At 39.1% G+C, this 18,865-nt stretch carries 9 protein-coding genes and 1 pseudogene; 9 read left to right on the plus strand and 1 reads right to left on the minus strand.

The window, feature by feature from the left end; all coding sequences use genetic code 11:
* Positions 1 to 126: 126 nt before the first annotated feature.
* Positions 127 to 603, plus strand: a complete 477-nt coding sequence (locus tag I2F62_RS03130; RefSeq protein WP_324625565.1) for a hypothetical protein — start codon at positions 127 to 129, stop codon at positions 601 to 603.
* Positions 604 to 916: 313 nt separating this feature from the next.
* On the opposite strand, the gene I2F62_RS03135 is transcribed toward I2F62_RS03130, so the two are convergent.
* Positions 917 to 2,269 carry an MFS transporter gene (locus tag I2F62_RS03135; RefSeq protein WP_324625566.1) on the minus strand — a complete coding sequence of 451 codons (1,353 nt, stop codon included), beginning with the start codon at positions 2,267 to 2,269 and terminating at the stop codon, positions 917 to 919.
* 308 nt (positions 2,270 to 2,577) lie between these two features.
* Between I2F62_RS03135 and gudD the strand changes: the two genes are divergently transcribed.
* The 8 genes and pseudogenes from gudD to I2F62_RS03170 all read left to right on the plus strand — a co-directional run.
* The gene (gene gudD, locus I2F62_RS03140) at positions 2,578 to 3,912 is read left to right on the plus strand and encodes a glucarate dehydratase (protein WP_324625579.1); all 1,335 of its coding nucleotides are present in this window, start codon (positions 2,578 to 2,580) and stop codon (positions 3,910 to 3,912) included.
* 141 nt (positions 3,913 to 4,053) lie between these two features.
* Entirely contained in the window at positions 4,054 to 5,415 is a 1,362-nt protein-coding gene (locus I2F62_RS03145) for an MFS transporter (RefSeq protein WP_324625567.1), read from the plus strand.
* A gap of 11 nt (positions 5,416 to 5,426) precedes the next feature.
* Positions 5,427 to 6,377: a 2-hydroxyacid dehydrogenase gene (locus I2F62_RS03150; RefSeq protein ID WP_324625568.1), complete on the plus strand. Its 951-nt coding sequence runs from the start codon at positions 5,427 to 5,429 to the stop codon at positions 6,375 to 6,377.
* 406 nt (positions 6,378 to 6,783) lie between these two features.
* Positions 6,784 to 8,190, plus strand: coding sequence for a sodium:solute symporter family protein (locus tag I2F62_RS03155; RefSeq protein ID WP_324625569.1), 1,407 nt, complete (start codon positions 6,784 to 6,786; stop codon positions 8,188 to 8,190).
* A gap of 287 nt (positions 8,191 to 8,477) precedes the next feature.
* A complete protein-coding gene (dld, locus tag I2F62_RS03160) occupies positions 8,478 to 10,196 on the plus strand; it encodes a D-lactate dehydrogenase (RefSeq protein WP_420713705.1) in 1,719 nt (572 codons plus the stop codon).
* A 381-nt stretch (positions 10,197 to 10,577) separates the two neighbouring features.
* Positions 10,578 to 10,709, plus strand: a pseudogene (locus I2F62_RS13170) (ESPR domain-containing protein); the annotation flags it as partial.
* 39 nt (positions 10,710 to 10,748) lie between these two features.
* The gene (locus tag I2F62_RS03165; protein ID WP_324625570.1) at positions 10,749 to 18,017 is read left to right on the plus strand and encodes an autotransporter outer membrane beta-barrel domain-containing protein; all 7,269 of its coding nucleotides are present in this window, start codon (positions 10,749 to 10,751) and stop codon (positions 18,015 to 18,017) included.
* A gap of 722 nt (positions 18,018 to 18,739) precedes the next feature.
* A partial coding sequence (locus I2F62_RS03170; RefSeq protein ID WP_324625581.1) for a transposase occupies positions 18,740 to 18,865 on the plus strand: 126 nt, incomplete at its 3' end.

Below are 18,865 nucleotides of genomic sequence, written 5' to 3' on the forward strand. Positions count from 1 at the left end.
TTTTTTGCTAATATGATTTTGAATGCACATCAGACAGTTGAACGTATTTTATAAAAAAATATCTAAATTGATGCTTTAAATAAACAATATTAAATTATTTAAAAAATTAAAAAAAAGGAGTCACAAATGCCTAAGCGAATATGGATGAGTTCGATATTGGGATTGAGTCTGTGTATGTCATTAAGTCATGCCGCAAGCACAGTTCCACAATTTTCTCAATTTCCGGTCAAAGTGTATAACGGTTCAACTGCAGCATTAGATTTAACTGATCCGAATGCACGGATGTTTCGTACACGATTATCAGACGCATTAAAAACCCCTGTAAATTTTGCCGGTGAATATGTGGTGACGATGTGGGGATGTGGCGCAATGTGCCGTTCTTATACATTTGTGAGTAAACGTACCGGAAAACTCTTGGAAGAAGTCTTTGGTGGAGAAGGAAACCAAGAGGATGTGATTGATGCAAAAGCCAATAGTAAGCTGCTAGTGACGGCACAGGATGTTCACGATTTTGAGAACAATGGGCGGCTTGTAAAAACCATAGTCAGATTTTATATCTTAGAAAAAGGGCATTTAAAATTAATTAAAAAGATTGAAAAATAAGAAAATAGTGCTCTGCGCTGATAAGTTATTTTGCATCAGCTCCATTTTTATAAATGACACGTGAATCGATTATCGAATTAAATGGTCACTAATGCAGAGCAAAGCGCCATGAATAACATTTTGCTGCGAGCATCACAATCATTGGCGGTAAAAAGAGCTTGGGGATTTTTAATCCAAATTGAAACTGACATGCGAACTCTCCATTGTGCTTGAGAGATAAGCAAAAAATATACCGAGTTTATTCTAAATGGAAATAGATACTCGCCGAACAGATCAAGTCTATTCGGCGAGCATCTTATTTGACGTTTAAATGTTAAACCGTGGTTTTAAGTTGAAAGCGCTGAATTTTACCGACAATTACGGTATAGCATAAAATAGCACCTACGGCATGAATGCCCACATAGGTCAGTGCCAAATTGAACGAACCTGTCATTGCCAAAATATAACCAATCACAATTGGCGTCACGATGCCAGCAGTATTACCAAAAGCATTCATCATCCCGCCAGATAAACCAATCATTTCTTTAGGTGCTACATCTGACATCACTGCCCAACCGAGTGAACCCACGCCTTTGCCAAAAAATGACAACGACATAAAGAAAATAATGGCAGCATGTGAACTCACGTAATTACACATAATAATTGAGGTCGATAAAACAAATCCCACAACAATCGGTAGTTTGCGTGAAAAGGTGAGACTTTTATCCATTCTGATCAATTTATCAGAAATAAGGCCACCTAAAATCCCCCCAACAAAACCACACAGCGCAGGTGCAACCGCAGCAAAACCAGCTTGTAAAATACTTAAATGTCTTTCTTTGACCAAATACACTGGAAACCAAGTCAGGAAAAAGTAAGTCAGGGTGTTGACGCAATATTGACCAATAAAAATACCCAACATCATGCGTGAGGCAAGCAGTTGTTTGACGTTAGCCCAAGTAATTTTTTCCTTCGCAGTATTGCTTTCGCCCATGTCCAATAAAGCGCCTTCTGCGGCAATATATTCGACTTCTTTGGGATTCACGGTCGGATGCTCTCTCGGACTATAAATGACTTTTAACCAAATGAATGAAAGTAAAATACCCAGTCCGCCCATCACCCAAAAAATGGATTGCCAGTGCATGGTTGCAACTAGCCAACCCATCAGTGGTGCAAAAATGACGGTTGAAAAGTAAGACGATGAGTTGAAAATGGCTGCTGCCGTGCCACGTTCTTTGGTTGGGAACCATGCCGCTGCAATTTTACTGTTACCAGGAAATGCAGGTGATTCGGACAAACCGACTAAAAAACGCAGTAAAAATAATGAAAAAACGATACTGCTAATGCTGCCTAAAACATGGGTGAAGCCAATTAAGATGGTAAAAAATGACCATAAAAATAAGCTCCAGAAATAAACTTTTCGTGCGCCGTATTTATCGAGTAACCATCCACCGGGAATCTGACCAATCACATAAGCCCAAGCAAAGGCTGAAAAGATGTAACCCATGGTCACAGACTGAATACCTAGTTCTGCCGACATCGGTGCAGCCGCCATAGATAAGGTGGCGCGGTCGCCGTAGTTGAAGGCTGTGATGATAAAAATCATGGCTAAAATATAATAGCGGGTTTTGGTGTGCTGTGCCTTTTGCTTGCCAGTATCTGCAAGCGTTGTTTGCAAATTTTCCATATATACAAACTCTTTTAATTATCGACCTATGTTCAACTCCGTGAAATAGGTGACTTCATGTCAAATGGGTGTATAGAATCGAGTCCATGAAAACTGACTGACCGAAGATGGCTCGGATTCTATAATCCTATGCTCTACCTAAAAATCATTAGATGTAGGACATCTTATGATCAAAGGTGATCATTTAGCAAGCAAATTTCTGCAAAAAATCTGTATCAAAAAGATCAAATAGTCTACTTGACATGTTGTATGATGTCTTATAAGTTGAATATGTATCGAGAGATAAATTTATACAGCCAAGGAGCAATATAATGGCGTCAACACCAATAATTAAATCAGTTCGAGCAATTCCAGTTGCAGGTCACGATAGTATGCTACTCAATTTGAGTGGTGCGCATGGCCCATATTTCACACGTAATATTTTAGTGATTGAAGACAATTCTGGAAATATCGGTGTCGGTGAAATTCCGGGTGGCGAAAAGATTTTAGCCACACTCAATGATGCGAAGGCGCTGGTTTTAGGGCAACCGATTGGCGAGTATAAAAAATTACTTAAAAATATTCATCAAAATTTTGCTGACCGTGACAGTGGTGGCCGTGGTAATCAAACCTTTGATTTAAGAACCACAATTCATGTAGTGACGGCTTATGAGTCTGCCCTGTTGGATTTATTGGGTAAACATTTGAATGTGAATGTTGCCAGTTTATTGGGCGATGGCCAACAACGTGATGAAGTTGAAGTTCTCGGTTATTTATTCTTTGTGGGTGACCGTAAACAAACAACCTTAGATTACGCCACCAGCCCACATTTAAAACATGATTGGTATCAGGTGCGTCACGAAAAAGCCTTAACGCCAGATACCATTCAACGCTTAGCCGAAGCGTCATACGACCGTTACGGATTTAAAGATTTTAAACTTAAAGGCGGTGTGTTACACGGTGAGCAAGAAGCTGAAGCGGTAACCGCAATTGCCCGCCGTTTCCCTGATGCACGGGTTACGCTCGATCCAAATGGAGCGTGGCATTTAGATGAAGCCATTCAGTTAGGTAAACATCTAAAAGGTGTATTGGCCTATGCCGAAGACCCATGTGGTGCTGAACAAGGCTTTTCAAGCCGTGAAATTATGGCTGAATTTAAACGCGCGACGGGCTTGCCAACTGCAACTAACATGGTTGCAACAGACTGGCGCGAAATGTCGCACAGTATTCAGTTACAATCGGTCGATATTCCTTTGGCTGACCCACACTTTTGGACGCTTGAAGGCTCGGTACGTGTTTCACAACTGTGCAAAATGTACAATTTAACGTGGGGTTCGCATTCAAATAACCACTTCGATATTTCTTTGGCCATGTTTACTCATGTGGCAGCCGCAGCCGTTGGAAACGTGACCGCCATCGATACACACTGGATTTGGCAAGAAGGGACTGATCATTTAACCAAGCAACCGCTTGAAATTGAGGGCGGGAAAATTAAGGTTCCAACCGTGGCAGGTTTAGGAGTGGAATTGGATTGGGATGCCATTGAACGCGCCCACGAACTCTATAAAGCCAAAGGCTTAGGCGCACGTGATGATGCCGAAGCAATGCAATTTATGATACCGAACTGGACGTTCGACAACAAAAAACCGTGTTTGGTTCGCTAATTTAACGCTAATCACAGTCGTGTGACGGTTCATCTGGGTTAGCCAATCGCTTTTACCTTTAGCGATTGGTTTGCCTAGAGGTCATTGGATATTGACTGATTCACGCCGTCACGAAGATACAGCCCATATGGAGTGTGGCGCATGGATGATTCTCTTAAAGTCGCATCGGCTGCGGATATGTCGCAGAAAACGACCAAGTACCGCTATTTCATTTTATTTTTTATATTCATCATCACTGTCATTAATTATGCAGATCGTTCGATCTTGTCGATTACAGGCACCAGTATTGCGCAGGATTTTAATATCTCTGCCAAAGATTTAGGTATTGTCTTTTCGGCATTTGGCTGGGCCTATGCTTTGGGACAAATTCCAGGTGGCTGGCTACTTGATAAATTTGGCTCGAAATGGGTGTATGGCGGTAGTTTGTTTCTGTGGTCTGTGTGCACTTTTATGCAAGGCTTTATTGGCGATAGCTTTTTTATTGCCTCTATTGTAACGTCATTTTTTATTTTGCGTTTCATTTTAGGTTTGGTTGAATCGCCAGCGTTTCCAGCCAATAGTCGTATTGTTGCAACATGGTTTCCAACCAAAGAACGTGGCTTAGCCTCGTCTATTTTTAATTCGGCACAATATTTTGCCACCATTGTTTTTGCACCGTTAATGGCATTGATTGTATCTAAATTTTCATGGCATTACGTATTTTTTGCGATGGGCTTGTTGGGCATGCTGTTAAGCGTGTTATGGATGAAAACAGAAATTCATCCCAACAAACAAAAACGCGTGAATCAAGCCGAACTGGATTATATGAAAGCCGGTGGCGCATTAATTGATATTGATCAAAGCCGTGTTAAAAGCATTCAAATCAATCAACCTTCAAATAAATCCATTATTAAAAGCTTGCTAAGCAGCCGTATGCTGATTGGTGTGTATATCGGTCAATATTGCATTACTGCGCTGACTTATTTCTTTATCACATGGTTTCCAATTTATTTGATTAAAGGGCGTGGCATGTCGGTGATGGAAGCCGGCATGGCGGCGGTGATTCCTGCTATTTGCGGTTTTGCTGGTGGATTATTGGGCGGGCTAATTTCAGATGTTTTAATTAAGCGTGGTTATTCCAACACCGTGGCACGTAAAACACCGTTCGTGATTGGGATGTTGCTTGCAACCACGTTGATTCTTTGTAATTTTACTGACACACAGTGGGTCATTATTGCTTTAATGGCATTGGCTTTTTTTGGTAAAGGCCTTGGTGCTGTGGGTTGGGCGGTGGTTTCAGATGCCGCACCGAAAGAAGCACTTGGTTTAACTGGTGGTGTGTTTAATGGTTTGGGCAATATCGCTGGGATTATTACACCGTTAGTAATTGGCTATATTGTCAGCTTAACTGGGTCGTTTGAATGGGCACTGTATTTTGTTGCAGCGCATTCCCTTTTGGCTTTGTTTAGTTATTTATTTATTGTTGGAAAAATTAAACGACTAGAACTCAAAAAGTTTGAGTGAGGATTTTCGATATGCAAAAGTTAGCGCAAGAAATTTTAATGTTGGGTCCACAAATTGATGTATATGTTGAGGAACTCGAGCGCCAATTTTCAAAAGTTCATAAATTTTGGCAAATTGAAGATAAAGCGACCTTCTTAAAAGAGCATGCCGACAAAATTCAAGGCCTTGCAACCAGTGGTGGCTTAGGGGTGAAAAAAGAGCTGCTTGAGCAACTGCCTCAGTTAGAAATTATCGCAAGTTCTGGCGTGGGTTATGACTCAATTGATGTCGCCTATGCGCATAGTCGAAATATCATTGTCACCAATACACCCAATGTATTAAATGATTGCGTGGCGGATACTGGCATGATGCTCATTTACGCGGTTGCCCGTCAGTTGGTGAATGCCGATCAATATGTACGTAGTGGCGCATGGGGCAAAGGCGCGTATCCTTTAACAACCAGTTTAAAACATAAAGTCTGTGGCATTGCCGGTTTAGGTAATATTGGACTTGAAGTTGCAGCCAGAGCGCAGGCCTGTGGGATGAAGATTGCCTACACCAGCCGAAGTGATAAGAAAATAGAAGGTTATCAATATGTTGAAAATGTTGAAGCTTTGGCCGAGCAATCTGATTTCTTGGTTCTGACCTTACCAAGCACGCCAGATACGCATCACTTAATTAACGCGAATGTATTAAGCAAATTGGGGGAAAAAGGCTTCTTAATTAATATTGCCCGCGGTTCTGTGGTTGATGAAAAAGCATTAATTGCCGCGCTGAAAAACAATGACATTGCCGGTGCGGGACTTGATGTATTTGAGAAAGAACCGTGTACCGAAAGTGAATTATTTGCGCTGAAAAACGTTGTGCTCACACCACATTATGCAAGCGGCACACGCGAAACACGTAAAGCTATGGGCGATTTAGCTTGTGCCAATCTGTATGAATATTTCACCCAGCATAAAGCCATAACACCGGTGGTTTAAACCGTTTTAATTTTAGTTAAGCTTAATCTAATCGGGCAGTGACATATGTTAAGTGTTGCTGTCTGTTAAGTGTTGCTGTCGGGTTAGGTTTAAGTTCAATTTTTCAAACCTAAACCATTTCAGGTTTATTCTTTTTTTGTGATATTCAAATTTAACACAATACATTTTATCGGCAGGCTTGGATTTTAGTGGTATAGACAAGCTGAAATTTTAATTTCAGAATTTAACCGTTTGTTAAAAAACTCTATTTTATGAACGCAATACGCTGGCTCTTTTTTTAGGGTAAATAAGTTACAAATAAACACGTTGTATGATGTCTTATGATGAGATATATTCAAGACAGATGATCGTTTCTTATGCAGAAATAGGATCAAGTAAAAGATAACAAAGTAAAACAGGATGTTTTATGGAAACCAAAGCAATTATCATTTTATCAATTACGGTCACGTATTTTGTGGTCATGTCACTCATCGCGGTAAGTGTTAGAAAACACGCCAACAATAGTGAAGGTTTTACCAGTGGTGGTAAAAGTTTCCCCGCTTTTTTAATTGCCGCATTGCTTCTTTCTGAATTCATTGGCAGTTCAGTGAGTATTGGTACTGCACAAACTGGTTTTGAAGTTGGTATTTCAGCCGCTTGGAACTTAATTGCCCTCGCATTAGGGTTCTTATTCTTAGGTTTATTGTTGGCAAAAAAATATCGCGAAACAGGTTTGAATACCATCTCTGCCATTTTAGATAAAAACTATGGCACACAAACCCGTTACGCAACCTCATTACTGACCATATTTGCTTTAAGCACGGTCACTGTGGCGTTATATGCCAGTGGTGGTGCCCTTATTGCTGCTATTTTAGATATTAGTCGCACCACAGCAACCATTTTGGTGGGTTTAGTAACCGTGTTTTATATAAGCATTGGTGGTATGCGTTCGATTGTATATACCAACTTTATTAATGCTGCAATTAAATATATCGGTATGGTTTTGGCGGTCGCTTTTGGTCTTAAATTCAGTGGTGGTCTTGCAAATTTACAAGCCAATTTACCGGCGAGTATGTTTAGTTGGTCAAGTATTGGCTTTGGACAAATTTGTTCATGGATGATTGCCGGCATCGGTTCAATCTTTGCCACGCAATATATTATCCAAGCGATTACCGCAACCGAAAATCACAAAAAAGCACAGCGTGCTTGTTACTATGTTTCATCAATGATGATTCCTTTTGGAATCATGACGGCAATTGCGGGCATTTGTAGTGCCTATTTATATCCAAATATTAAATCGATTGATTCTTTACCAGAACTGATTTCAAACATGCCAACTTTGTCTGCTGCAGTTGTGGTGATTGGGCTGGCAGGCGCTATGCTCGGTGGAATTTCTGCAAACACCATGGCTTCGGCAACGCTGTTAATGAAAGATTTTTATGATCCTTTTTTTAATAAAGAAAAAAATGATAAAAAATCGGTCATTTTTATTCGCATCGCGGTGATTGTGATTGGCTTATTACCTTTGGCACTGGCGCTGTTTGCACATAAAATTTTATTGGTTGCCTTTTTAGGTAAAGCATTGCGCGCAACCTTAGCCGTACTTATTCTGATGTGTTTCTTTGCACCAAAATTTGGTACTGGCAAAGGTGCATTTTACGGAATTATTTTATCGGTATTTACAACCGTGGGTTGGTTCTTACTTGGTAATCCATATGGTATAGATAGCACCTACATGGCATTTGCTGCTCCAATTATTACCATGCTGATCTCGCATTTTGGTGGAGGTAAACGTATCAACTTAGATCATCCGAAGCATGCCGAGGCAAAATAAAGCATCGTAAATTTATTAAAAAACCATTTCAAAAAGACCTCAACCTATGCGTTGAGGTCTTTTTGTTTAATCTGCAACATAAACACGCCGAAGGTGCCATTATTGGCGTTATAAAAACAAGTCTTGACCCTTTTTTGTGAGTTCATAATTATTCTATTGCCATACTCGCCAGTCTTTTTCTGTTGATGGCGTGATTTCTTAATTCAATTTGTACCAGTCAACATGCTTTGAATTCGAGATCGCTACACCTGCCTTGGCTGACAGCATGTGAAAAAGGCGTATAATTTATGACGACATTCGTGAATTATCTAAAATTAAAAATGAAACCGATTATCTCTGAATTACAAGCAATTGTTGGACATGCTCAAGTATTAATAACCGAAATCGATAAAGCGCCTTATACCAAAGGCTTTAGAGTAGGTAAGGGCGATGCTTTAGCCATTGTTATTCCAGAAACATTATTAGAAATATGGCAAGTGCTGCAATGTTGCGTTCAGCACGATGTCATTATTTTAATGCAAGCCTCCAATACTGGGGTCACGGGTGGATCGACGCCCGATGCTAACGATTATGACCGTGAGATTATTATTGTTAGCACGCGCAAAGTAAAAGGCGTACAACTGCTAGATAATGCAAAACAGGTGTTGGCCTTCCCTGGCAGTACTTTAACCGAATTAGAAAATGCCTTAAAACCACATCATCGTGAAGCGCATTCTGTGATTGGCTCATCGTGTATTGGTGCTTCTGTGATTGGTGGTGTTTGCAATAACTCTGGTGGCTCGCTGATTCGCCGCGGTCCAGCGTTTACAGAAAAATCATTATTTGCGCAAATCAATTCTGAGGGAAAATTAGAATTGATTAATCATTTAGGCATCGAGTTAGGTAAAACGCCAGAAGAAATTTTGGCAAATCTTGAGCAGGCAAATTATCAAATTGGGGATGCACCCGATTGGCAGGGCAGAATTTGGGCAGAGGGATATGCCGAAGATTTAAGAGATATTTCATCTGCCAAACCAACACGATTCAATGGTAATCCCAATTATCTGCACGATAGCGCAGGCTGTTCAGGAAAGCTGGCAGTTTTTGCTGTGCGTTTGCCGACCTTTGAAAAAAGTGCTGCATCAACCACCTTGTATATTGGCACCAATGATGAATATGAGTTGGTGCAACTACGCCGATTCTTATTACAACAGCTGAGCATTTTGCCTTCACAAGCCGAATATATTCATCGTCATGCATTTGATTTAACGAAAAAATATGCCAAACATATTTATAAGGCGATTGATAAACTCGGGCCCGAAAAAATTCCAGATTTATTTGCAGCCAAAACCGCATGGGATAAACGCGTGCAGCGCATTCCTTTTTTACCCAAAAATACGGTCGATCGGGTGATTCAGTGGGTGAATTGCATCACACCATCGGGAATTGAACCTAGAATCATGCAGTATCATGCCCAATTTGAACATCATTTAATGATAAAAACCGATGCCGATCAAGCCGCAGAATTACAACAGTTATTAACTCATTTTTTTGCAGATGGAACGGGTCAATTTTTTCAATGTAGCGAAAAAGAAGAGAAAAATGCGTTTTTAATTCGTTTTGGCGTGGGTGGTTGCACCGTATATTATTGTGAAAGTCATGGCATAGACACCAATGAAAGACTGATTGCGTTTGATGTCGCGCTGCGTCGTAACGATGATGAATGGCGGCTAAAATTACCTAAACATCTGCAAGATCAAGTGCTATTCGATTCTTGTTGTGGGCATTTTTTCTGTTTTGTGAATCACCAAGACTATATTCTTAAACCCGGTGTCGATGGACATGCCTTTAAACAAGAGGTATTGAAATATCTAGATGAACGCGGCGCGAAATACCCCGCAGAACATAATGTAGGTCATTTATATCGGGCGTCTGAAACCTATAAAGCACATTTACAACAGCTAGATCCGACCAATAGTTTTAATCCAGGCATTGGTAAAACCAGTAAATGTAAACATTGGAATTAAAACATCTATATAAACATCGCAAGGTGAGTCGAAACATTTTCGACTCACGTTGAACAAACATCGCCCTTCGTTATTTAATTGATTTTATTTCACACCCTGACTTCAGTCATGGATCATTCATTGATTAATTTTTGTTACATCAATTTCTTTTTTAAAACAAAAAAAATGAGTCCATGCTCACTTGAGTGATCAGCCCATAAACTGGGGCTTCCAGATGAACAGTAGACAATAGTTCTCTCACTTACATAAAATTTTGTGATTAAAGTCGCAAAATTGTAGAAAAAGGTGTATATTATTCGTATGTTTTTTATTCAAATGTAATTTTTAAATTTTCTTTAGTTGGATAAAAAGTCAAATAATTAGTCTGAGACAAGGTGAGTTATGAATAAGGCATATAAAATTGTTTTAAACAAATCTACGGGAACTATGGTGGTTGCTTCTGAGCTTGCTCGAGGTGCTAAAAAATCAAAAACTGTAAAAATAGCCAATTTATCAACATTAAGTAAATCTTTGATTTTTTCAACCGTAGCAATACTATCTTACATACCTATCATGACGCATGCAGCAGAGGCAAATGTTTATGATTCGTATAAATCAGCAGATTTAGAGTATGGTGCAGACGGTAAGGTAACGGGTATAGGTGACTCAGAAACTGCAAATCATCAAATGAAAAATCAGTTTTTTAATGCTGGTACAACGAATTTTAATTTGAACAATGATGTTAAATGGCTACCTGAAGGAAATAAAGGGCCAACAGCAAGCTTGGCTTTATGGAATGCACCACTATCTGAATTATTTAACCGTGGCGCGTTAACCATCACGGACAATACAACTGGTACTCCTGTAACAACCTTACCAGACATTGAAGATTGGGATTTAAGTGAAAAGACACACACGATTACTTGGCTAAAGACGGATAATACTTTAGGCACGGTGGAAGTATTTGGGACAGATCCCAATGCACAAGGCGAAACCAGTCTTGATAATATCAAAAAACAATATACGGCAGATGCTCTTACTGGTTTCACCGGACCCATTGTTACTAGTCAGCCAACGCAACCGTTTGTAGACTTAAAAATAGCAAGTGTAAGTGGTAATAATTCAGTTTTAAATTTAGAAGGTACAGATGCAATCGATTGGCATCCTGGACAAGTAAAACAGAGTTCATTGTTTACCGCTGAAAATAGTGGCGTAATTAATCAAAATCAAGCCATTAAAGTCACTTTTGACTATAGCTCGTCGGTAACTAATTTATCGGCGGCGCAAAGTAATGAGGGTACATTTGGGGCAAAGAAAGAGCTATCAGGTGCAACTCTGACAGTCAGAGTAAATACGGATGAATACAAACAATTCACTATAAATACCGATGCCGCGTTAAATGATTATAATAATGCATTAATTGAGTCCATTAAAAATAACATAACAGTTGCGACTGATTATGAAACACAATTTAACAAGGCCTTCAAAAACACGACAAGTCCTGAATACAGTTTCGTGTATGATCCAACAAAAGTAAATTATGATTCAGAAAGTTATTATTTTAGTCCAGAGATGAAAGAAGCTACGGGTCTACGCTCCATCTTAGAAGCAAAGAACAATGGTGTAGTGAATATTAATAATAGTGTAGAAGCTATAGGGTCTGATACATTTCAAACAGCCTATAATGTTTATGCACACGATAATGGAATTGTGAATGTTTCTAAGGATGCAACAATCACTGTTCAAAATCGTACAACACAAAATGCTTTAGTCAGCAGTGGTTCGACTTTTACCAATAACGGAACGATTGTATTTAAAAATTCTACCGATGAAAAAAATACAAATTGGGCGGATCAGGTAACAGGTACAGGGTCAAATTATAATAACAACGGTACGATTAGCATTGAAAACTCAACCGCCAATGGTTCAAATATTCCTGATTATTTAGATGGAAATCCGTACTATAAATATAGCCGTAATATAGCGACCGAAGTTCTTAATGGTGCCACTGCAACCAACAACGGTACATACAATGTTGGCAGTACCAGCGGAAGTAATGGTGGTACAGCAACAGGGGTACACCTCAATCAATCTGGTACAGTCGTAAATGATGGCGAGATTAATGTCGTTGCGATCACAGGTGGTGCATCAAGCGATAACTTAGATTTAAATACCACCAACAATGCAATAAGTGCTTTCGTTTCTGATGATGCAACTAAAAACGTCACGATTAACAATACAGGCACGATTACGATTGATAAAAATGCAAAAAATAGTGCGGGCATTAATGTTGCTCAGACAGGTTCAGTGCCACAAAACTTAACTGTTGATAACAGTGGAACAATGAATGTTGACGGTGCGAATAGCGCGGGCATTAAAGTGGCTGGAAATTTCACAACAGCTAACAATAATCAGGTAAAAAACTCAGGGACGATTAATGTAACTGGTGCAAAGAGTTCAGGTATTTTTGCTGCTTCAGGTGCTGAAGTGGCCAATTCAGGAACAATTAATGTCACACATGATAACGCGTCAACAGCTCAAGATCGCGTGTATGGGATTAAAAATGACCGATCAACTGTCACATTAACATCGGGTAGTACATTAAATGTAGACGGAAGTTATACCACAGGATTATATGCACGCGGTGGGGGTCAGATCATTGTTGATAATGGTGCTACTATTAATACTGTTACAAGGGCTGATACAACAAATCAAGTACTTTTTTGGGTTTCTGGTAAAGGAAATGATGGCACCAGTTCTAAAATTAAATTTGTAGAAACAGAAAATCATTTCGATATAACAAATGCCAATTCAACTTTATTCCGTATTGATGATGGTGCTAAGTATGAAGGTGGAGATTCAAATCTAGTTGTTACCGTGAGTGGTGAAAACTCAAATGGCTACAGTATTGCAAATAATGGCACATCTTTTTCCAGTGGTGTGAGTAAAATTGATGTTACAGGTAAAAATGCAACAGGCATTAATGTAAATAGTGGTGCTGGCTTAGATGGTCGGGTAAAACTAGATGCAGATACCGCAATTAACGTAACTGGTGAGAATGCAACAATTGCTAAAGTAGATGGTAATACATACGATGTTGATGGATCATTGAAACAAAAGAACACTGGTGCCAAACTGATTTCTGAAGCGACACTATTAGCAGAAGGGCCGCATGATTCTACTGGCTTTAAAGTTGTAAATAACGGTCAATTGGATCAAAATGGCACCATCGATTTTAGTGGTGCGGCCAATTCTACGGGTGTTTATATTGATGGTGGTACGCTAACCAATAATGGTGAAATCGCGTCTAATGGTATTGGTGTAGACGTTTATCAAAGTTCTGGTAATCTCGTTTCTAAAGTAACAAACAACAGTGATATTACAGCCACTGATGGGACTGCGGCGATTCGCCTGAATAAAGATGCCAGCCTCACATTAAGCGGAACCGGAACCGTTGTTGGAGAGAATAGTGCCGATGCAATTCGGGTGATGGCGGGTTCAAAAGAACTTAAAACAGATGGTGCAAATATAGCCGTAACGGGTAGTGGTAGTGGTATTCACTTTTTAAATACTGCATCTGATGAACCGGGAGCCACCTTTAGATTGACTGGAAGTGGAATCATTACCGTATCAGGTAACGATGCTGCAGGGATTACTTTAGAAGGTCAAGATAGCAGTGGCAACCCTGCTATGTCTAACGCGAATTTGGATACCAGCGGTTCTGAAGCTTTAGTCATTAATGTTAAAGATAAAGGCGGCAACGGTATTGTCACCAATACCTCTGGTTCGGTTAAATCTGGAACAAGCTTGAATATTGAGTCAGATGAAGGTCAGTCAGCCTTAGTGATTAAAGGAACAACAACTGACATTCAACAATCAGGAAATCTCACTTCTGCATCTAAAACCAGTCCTGTGGTTGATTTAAATCAAATCAATTCTTCTGGTGAACCGATTAACTTTACCAATACAGGAAAAATTACCTCAAATGGTGGAACAGTTGCGGTTGATGCAACGCAACAAGCTGCAGCCATTAACATGACAAATGCTGGTGGTCAAATTAAAGGCGGTGTTGAATTAGCTGATAAAGATAATACGGTACTGCTTAGCGGAAAGAGCTCTACAGATTACGTGAAAGTCGGATCAGGAAACAATACGTTTACGGTTCAAGATACATCTAAGGTAGATGATCTTACTGCTGGAGCAGGCAATAATAAATTTACTGTTAAGGGTAGTGCAGAAGCAGGTACGATTACTGCGGGTGACGGAAATAATTATGTAAGCCTTGAAGATACCAGTAAAACCCAAACCCTTACATTAGGTAATGGTGAAAATACAGTTGATATTCATGGTGCAACTCAAAATGGCACACTAACTTCGGGCAGTGGTAACGATACCTATAATATCATTGGTGCAACGCAAGTAAATAGTGCTGCGCTATTTGCTAAAATTGATGCCGGTACGGGTACAGATACGCTGAATGTAAAATCAAATAGTTATTATCAATTGTCTGACGCTGACAAAATCACTAACTTTGAAAATTTAGATATAGACGATAGCTCAACATTTGAAGTGCATAATACCAATTTAAAATTAAATGGTGATGGCGCAACAACGAATGTGGTCAATCTAAATCAAGCGGGTACCTATTTTATTAATTTTGATGAAACCGCAGATGATTATTTACTGAGTCAAAATATTAAAGGTGCGGGTACGATAAAAACCGACACCAATGGTCACGCCTTTGATTTTGGAAATGCAGATTACACCAAAGACAACTTCACAGGTACGTTGGCTTTAGGCAATGGTACTTTTGCTGTAAGTGGTGATAATACTAAGGCACTCACAAATGCAACGTTAAAACTAGATGCTAAAGGCATTGCAACCGTACCAGCCGATGAAGGTACACAAAAAATCGGTGGCTTAACATTTAACGGCGGAACGTTAAATTATGCGAAAGACTTTATTGGTACCAAAGAAGACGCATTAAATAGCAATATAGAAGTGAAGAATTTAGATGTTTCTAAAACAGGAACAGTTAATGTATTAACCAATGGCTTCGATAATGACTTTAACGAAGACAATACGCTTAAAGATGTTTCTAAAAAAACACTGTTAGAGCAAGATGATGGTATTAATCTTGTGCAATTGGTTAACGCCACAGATAGCGTTACAGGTACTGCGGCAAATATTAAATTCACCATGACCGATAAATCAACGAGTGAGCAAATTACTACACCAACAACGGATCAAGAGATTCGTCAAGATGGTGACGTTGTAGCGATGGGAACCTATGGTGTTGGTGTTTCTGCAGATGATAAAGGCTTATATGCAAGTTATCAGCTTCAAAAAGTGGCTATTAATGACGCTAAAACGTTAAATCTACAAACCAGCGCTGATGCGACAGGCAATGCTGAAAATTTTAGAGCACAAATTACCAATGCTCCGAATGCTAGCGGTAATGTGGAGATTAACTCAAACAACAATGCCATCACCCTTTTAAATTCAGACAATAATTACACCGGTACGACCACGGTCAATACGGGTACATTGAATATGGGTGCAGATCGTGTGCTTGGTCAAGCAGATCAACATACAAGTGCATTGATTTTAAATACAGGAACTCAAGCAACATTCAATAACACTACGCAATATGTGGGTGAATTGAACACTGCAACAGATTCTATTTTAGCCCTAGATACTGGCACATTAAATGTAGCGGACGGTGGTACTGTAGATGGTCATATCACTTCTGATAATGCTGCAACGTTGAATGTCAATGGTGGAGAATTGACGGTTAATGGTGCGAATCAAGATTATCATGGCCAAACAAATATTGCGGCTAATGGCACGGTTAGTATTAATGACATTCAAGGCTTAGGTGATGGAAATATTGACGATGCCGGTGTGCTGAATATCAATAGTGCTTCAGGTAACCTCGTCAATGCATTATCGAATAACGGTGTTGTAAATGTTGCAGGCACTTCCGATGTTGTTTTAAGTGCGGATAATAGTCAATTTTCTGGTGATTTTAATATCGATCCAACTGCAAGCTTAACTGCTGCAGAACAAAAACATTTGGGTGATGCGACCATTAATGATGATGGAAAATTGGTCTTAGCAGATACCAGCGATTGGACGATTCATAACACCATTCAAGGTACAGGTGATGTGTATAAAACAGGCGCTAATATTGTTGAATTGACCAATAATTCTGCACAATATACCGGTGCAACTTATGTTCAAAATGGTAGTCTTGTTGCCGGAACAGAAACTGACTCGGTTGCATTAGCATCTTCACTGGTGAGTATCGCAAATGGCGCAACCTTTGCAGGTTATGGGTCAGTCGCCGGCGATGTCGATAACCAAGGAACATTCACTGTTGGTGGTTTAAACAAAGAACAGTTGAATACAGCAACCAATTATCTTGTAAATGGTAATTTTAGTAATGCTGGTAAAATTATCTTAGGCAGTGCAACAGGCACGGGCAGTAAATTAAATGTCAATGGAAACTATATTTCTAACGGTGGTTCATTGTATTTAAATACTGTATTGAACAAAGGACATGCAGAAACCGAAACCGATCAATTGGTTGTTAACGGTAATGTGCTGCTGGGTTCTGGCGGATCAACTGCAATTTATGTAAAACCAGTTGGCGGTGCTGGAGCGTATACCAAACCAAATGCAATTAAAGTGGTTGATGTTTCCGGCACAAGTGATAAAGGCTCATTTACTTTAGGTTCGCCAGTTGCAATGGGAATTTATGAATACAAGCTTTATAAAGGCACTCAAGATGACAGTTGGTATTTAAGTTCATATAACCCAGTATTCCCACCTGAAGAAAATGAAGGCGAGTCTGACAACACCTTTATTAACCCAATGGTCGGTGCATATTTGGCAAACCAAAATGCATTGAATATGTTTAATATGACCTTGCATGACCGCTTAGGCGAACCACAATATGCTGAAAGTCTAAAATCTTCTAGCTCGGCAAACTCTATGTGGATTCGTTCTACTGTAAATAGTTCTCGCTATAATGTGGTTAATAATCAATTGAAACTGAATGGCGATAACCAAATTTTACAGATTGGTGGTGATGTCATTAATTGGGGTAATTGGAAAAATAACGGCAATAATTACCGTGCTCGTGTTGGTATTATGGGCGGTATGGGGCAAAGTAATTTTGATAGTACATCGCGCCGTACCGGAACAAAAGCCAATGCCAGTATCGACAATGCTTATAGCGTAGGTATTTATGGAACGATTTACCAAGATTCAGATCGACCATTAGACAGCTATGTGGATGCATGGGCATTATATAATTGGTATAACGGTAACAAAGTCAGTATGACAGGTTACGACACTGCCAAATATGATAGTCAGGGCTTCAATGTATCTTTAGAGATTGGCCATACATTCTTGGCTGCAGAGTCAAAAGATAAAACCAAACAATGGCAGTTCCAACCCCAAGTTCAAATGACTTACGGAGAGCTAAGCTCAGACGCAAGTGGTAATGATACTGGTCTGCATGTAAATGATTCGACAACAACGTCATTAGAATCGCGTGTTGGTGGTCGGATGACTTATGTAAATACATCTAAGATCAATCAAATTCAGCCATTTGTTGAAGTAAACTGGTTGCGTCAATACAATGATCAAGGGTTAACTTTCAATGATGGATATCGTTTTAATAATGCTTATCCAAAAGATCGTTATCAAGTCAAACTTGGCTTTGAAGGCAATACTTCTAAGAACTGGAATGGCTGGGGTAATATTTCTTATACCACTGGAGATCAGTCGTATAAAGAAGTCAAAGCAATGGTTGGCTTTAAGTATCAGTGGTAAATTCATTGAAGGATGATTGCTACAAAGAATGCAATTTTGGTAATAGTCACTGATATCAAATGCACTAAATAAGATTTAATTTAGTGCATTTAAAAACCCCTATATATTTCTATATAGGGGTTTTTATTGTCATTATTTAAGCGTGATCCATAGTTTTTAATTCGGTTTTGTTGATAAATTGAATCAATGACTCCTATAAAAGTTGTTAAAATTCAATATTTTTTGCTTTTAATATTTATTTAACTTTTTTTATAGCTTCACTGTTTAGTTCAAATCTAATTTCAGTCACGTCTTGGTCACAAATTAAATGTAAGCTAATTGGAAAATAGAAGTTCTAATATGTGGTGTGATACTGGAAATAAGTAAAATAATTAATAAAATCAACAATAAAAAAGCCCTAATCTTTTGATTAGGGCTTTTAGAATTTGGAGCGGGAAACGAGACTCGAACTCGCGACCCCAACCTTGGCAAAAGTCACCGACATAAAATACCTTAAATTACATAAATTTCATTTAAATAAATCTCATATATAACAAGTATATATGGTTTTTAATTTGAGCATTGTAATTTAATACAGGGTAGGGTGCTTTGATTTTTTGTCACTAGTAATATTTTGATTATCAACAATAATAACCAACATAAAATTTGCATGGTAATGCTCCCGCAAATTAAGCGAGTTTAAAAGTAGAAAATCGATTAACCTTTGTCCAAGGAGATTTTCTATGAAAACATCAAAATATTCAGACAGTTTAATCATGAGTATTTTAAAACAAGCTGAATCTGGCACGCCTGTACCGAATCTTTGTCGTGAACACGGTATGAGTACGGCAACGTTCTACAAATGGAAG

Origin of the sequence: Acinetobacter sp. MD2(2019) (assembly GCF_035615615.1) — a bacterium.
GTDB lineage: Bacteria > Pseudomonadota > Gammaproteobacteria > Pseudomonadales > Moraxellaceae > Acinetobacter.

Excerpts from the sequence above, each read along its gene's own strand:
- I2F62_RS03130 (WP_324625565.1), top strand. The coding sequence starts at position 127 with ATGCCTAAGCGAATATGGATGAGTTCGATATTGGGATTGAGTCTGTGT.
- I2F62_RS03135 (WP_324625566.1), bottom strand. The coding sequence starts at position 2,269 with ATGGAAAATTTGCAAACAACGCTTGCAGATACTGGCAAGCAAAAGGCA.
- I2F62_RS03145 (WP_324625567.1), top strand. The coding sequence starts at position 4,054 with ATGGATGATTCTCTTAAAGTCGCATCGGCTGCGGATATGTCGCAGAAA.
- I2F62_RS03150 (WP_324625568.1), top strand. The coding sequence starts at position 5,427 with ATGCAAAAGTTAGCGCAAGAAATTTTAATGTTGGGTCCACAAATTGAT.
- I2F62_RS03155 (WP_324625569.1), top strand. The coding sequence starts at position 6,784 with ATGGAAACCAAAGCAATTATCATTTTATCAATTACGGTCACGTATTTT.
- dld (WP_420713705.1), top strand. The coding sequence starts at position 8,478 with ATGACGACATTCGTGAATTATCTAAAATTAAAAATGAAACCGATTATC.
- I2F62_RS03165 (WP_324625570.1), top strand. The coding sequence starts at position 10,749 with ATGACGCATGCAGCAGAGGCAAATGTTTATGATTCGTATAAATCAGCA.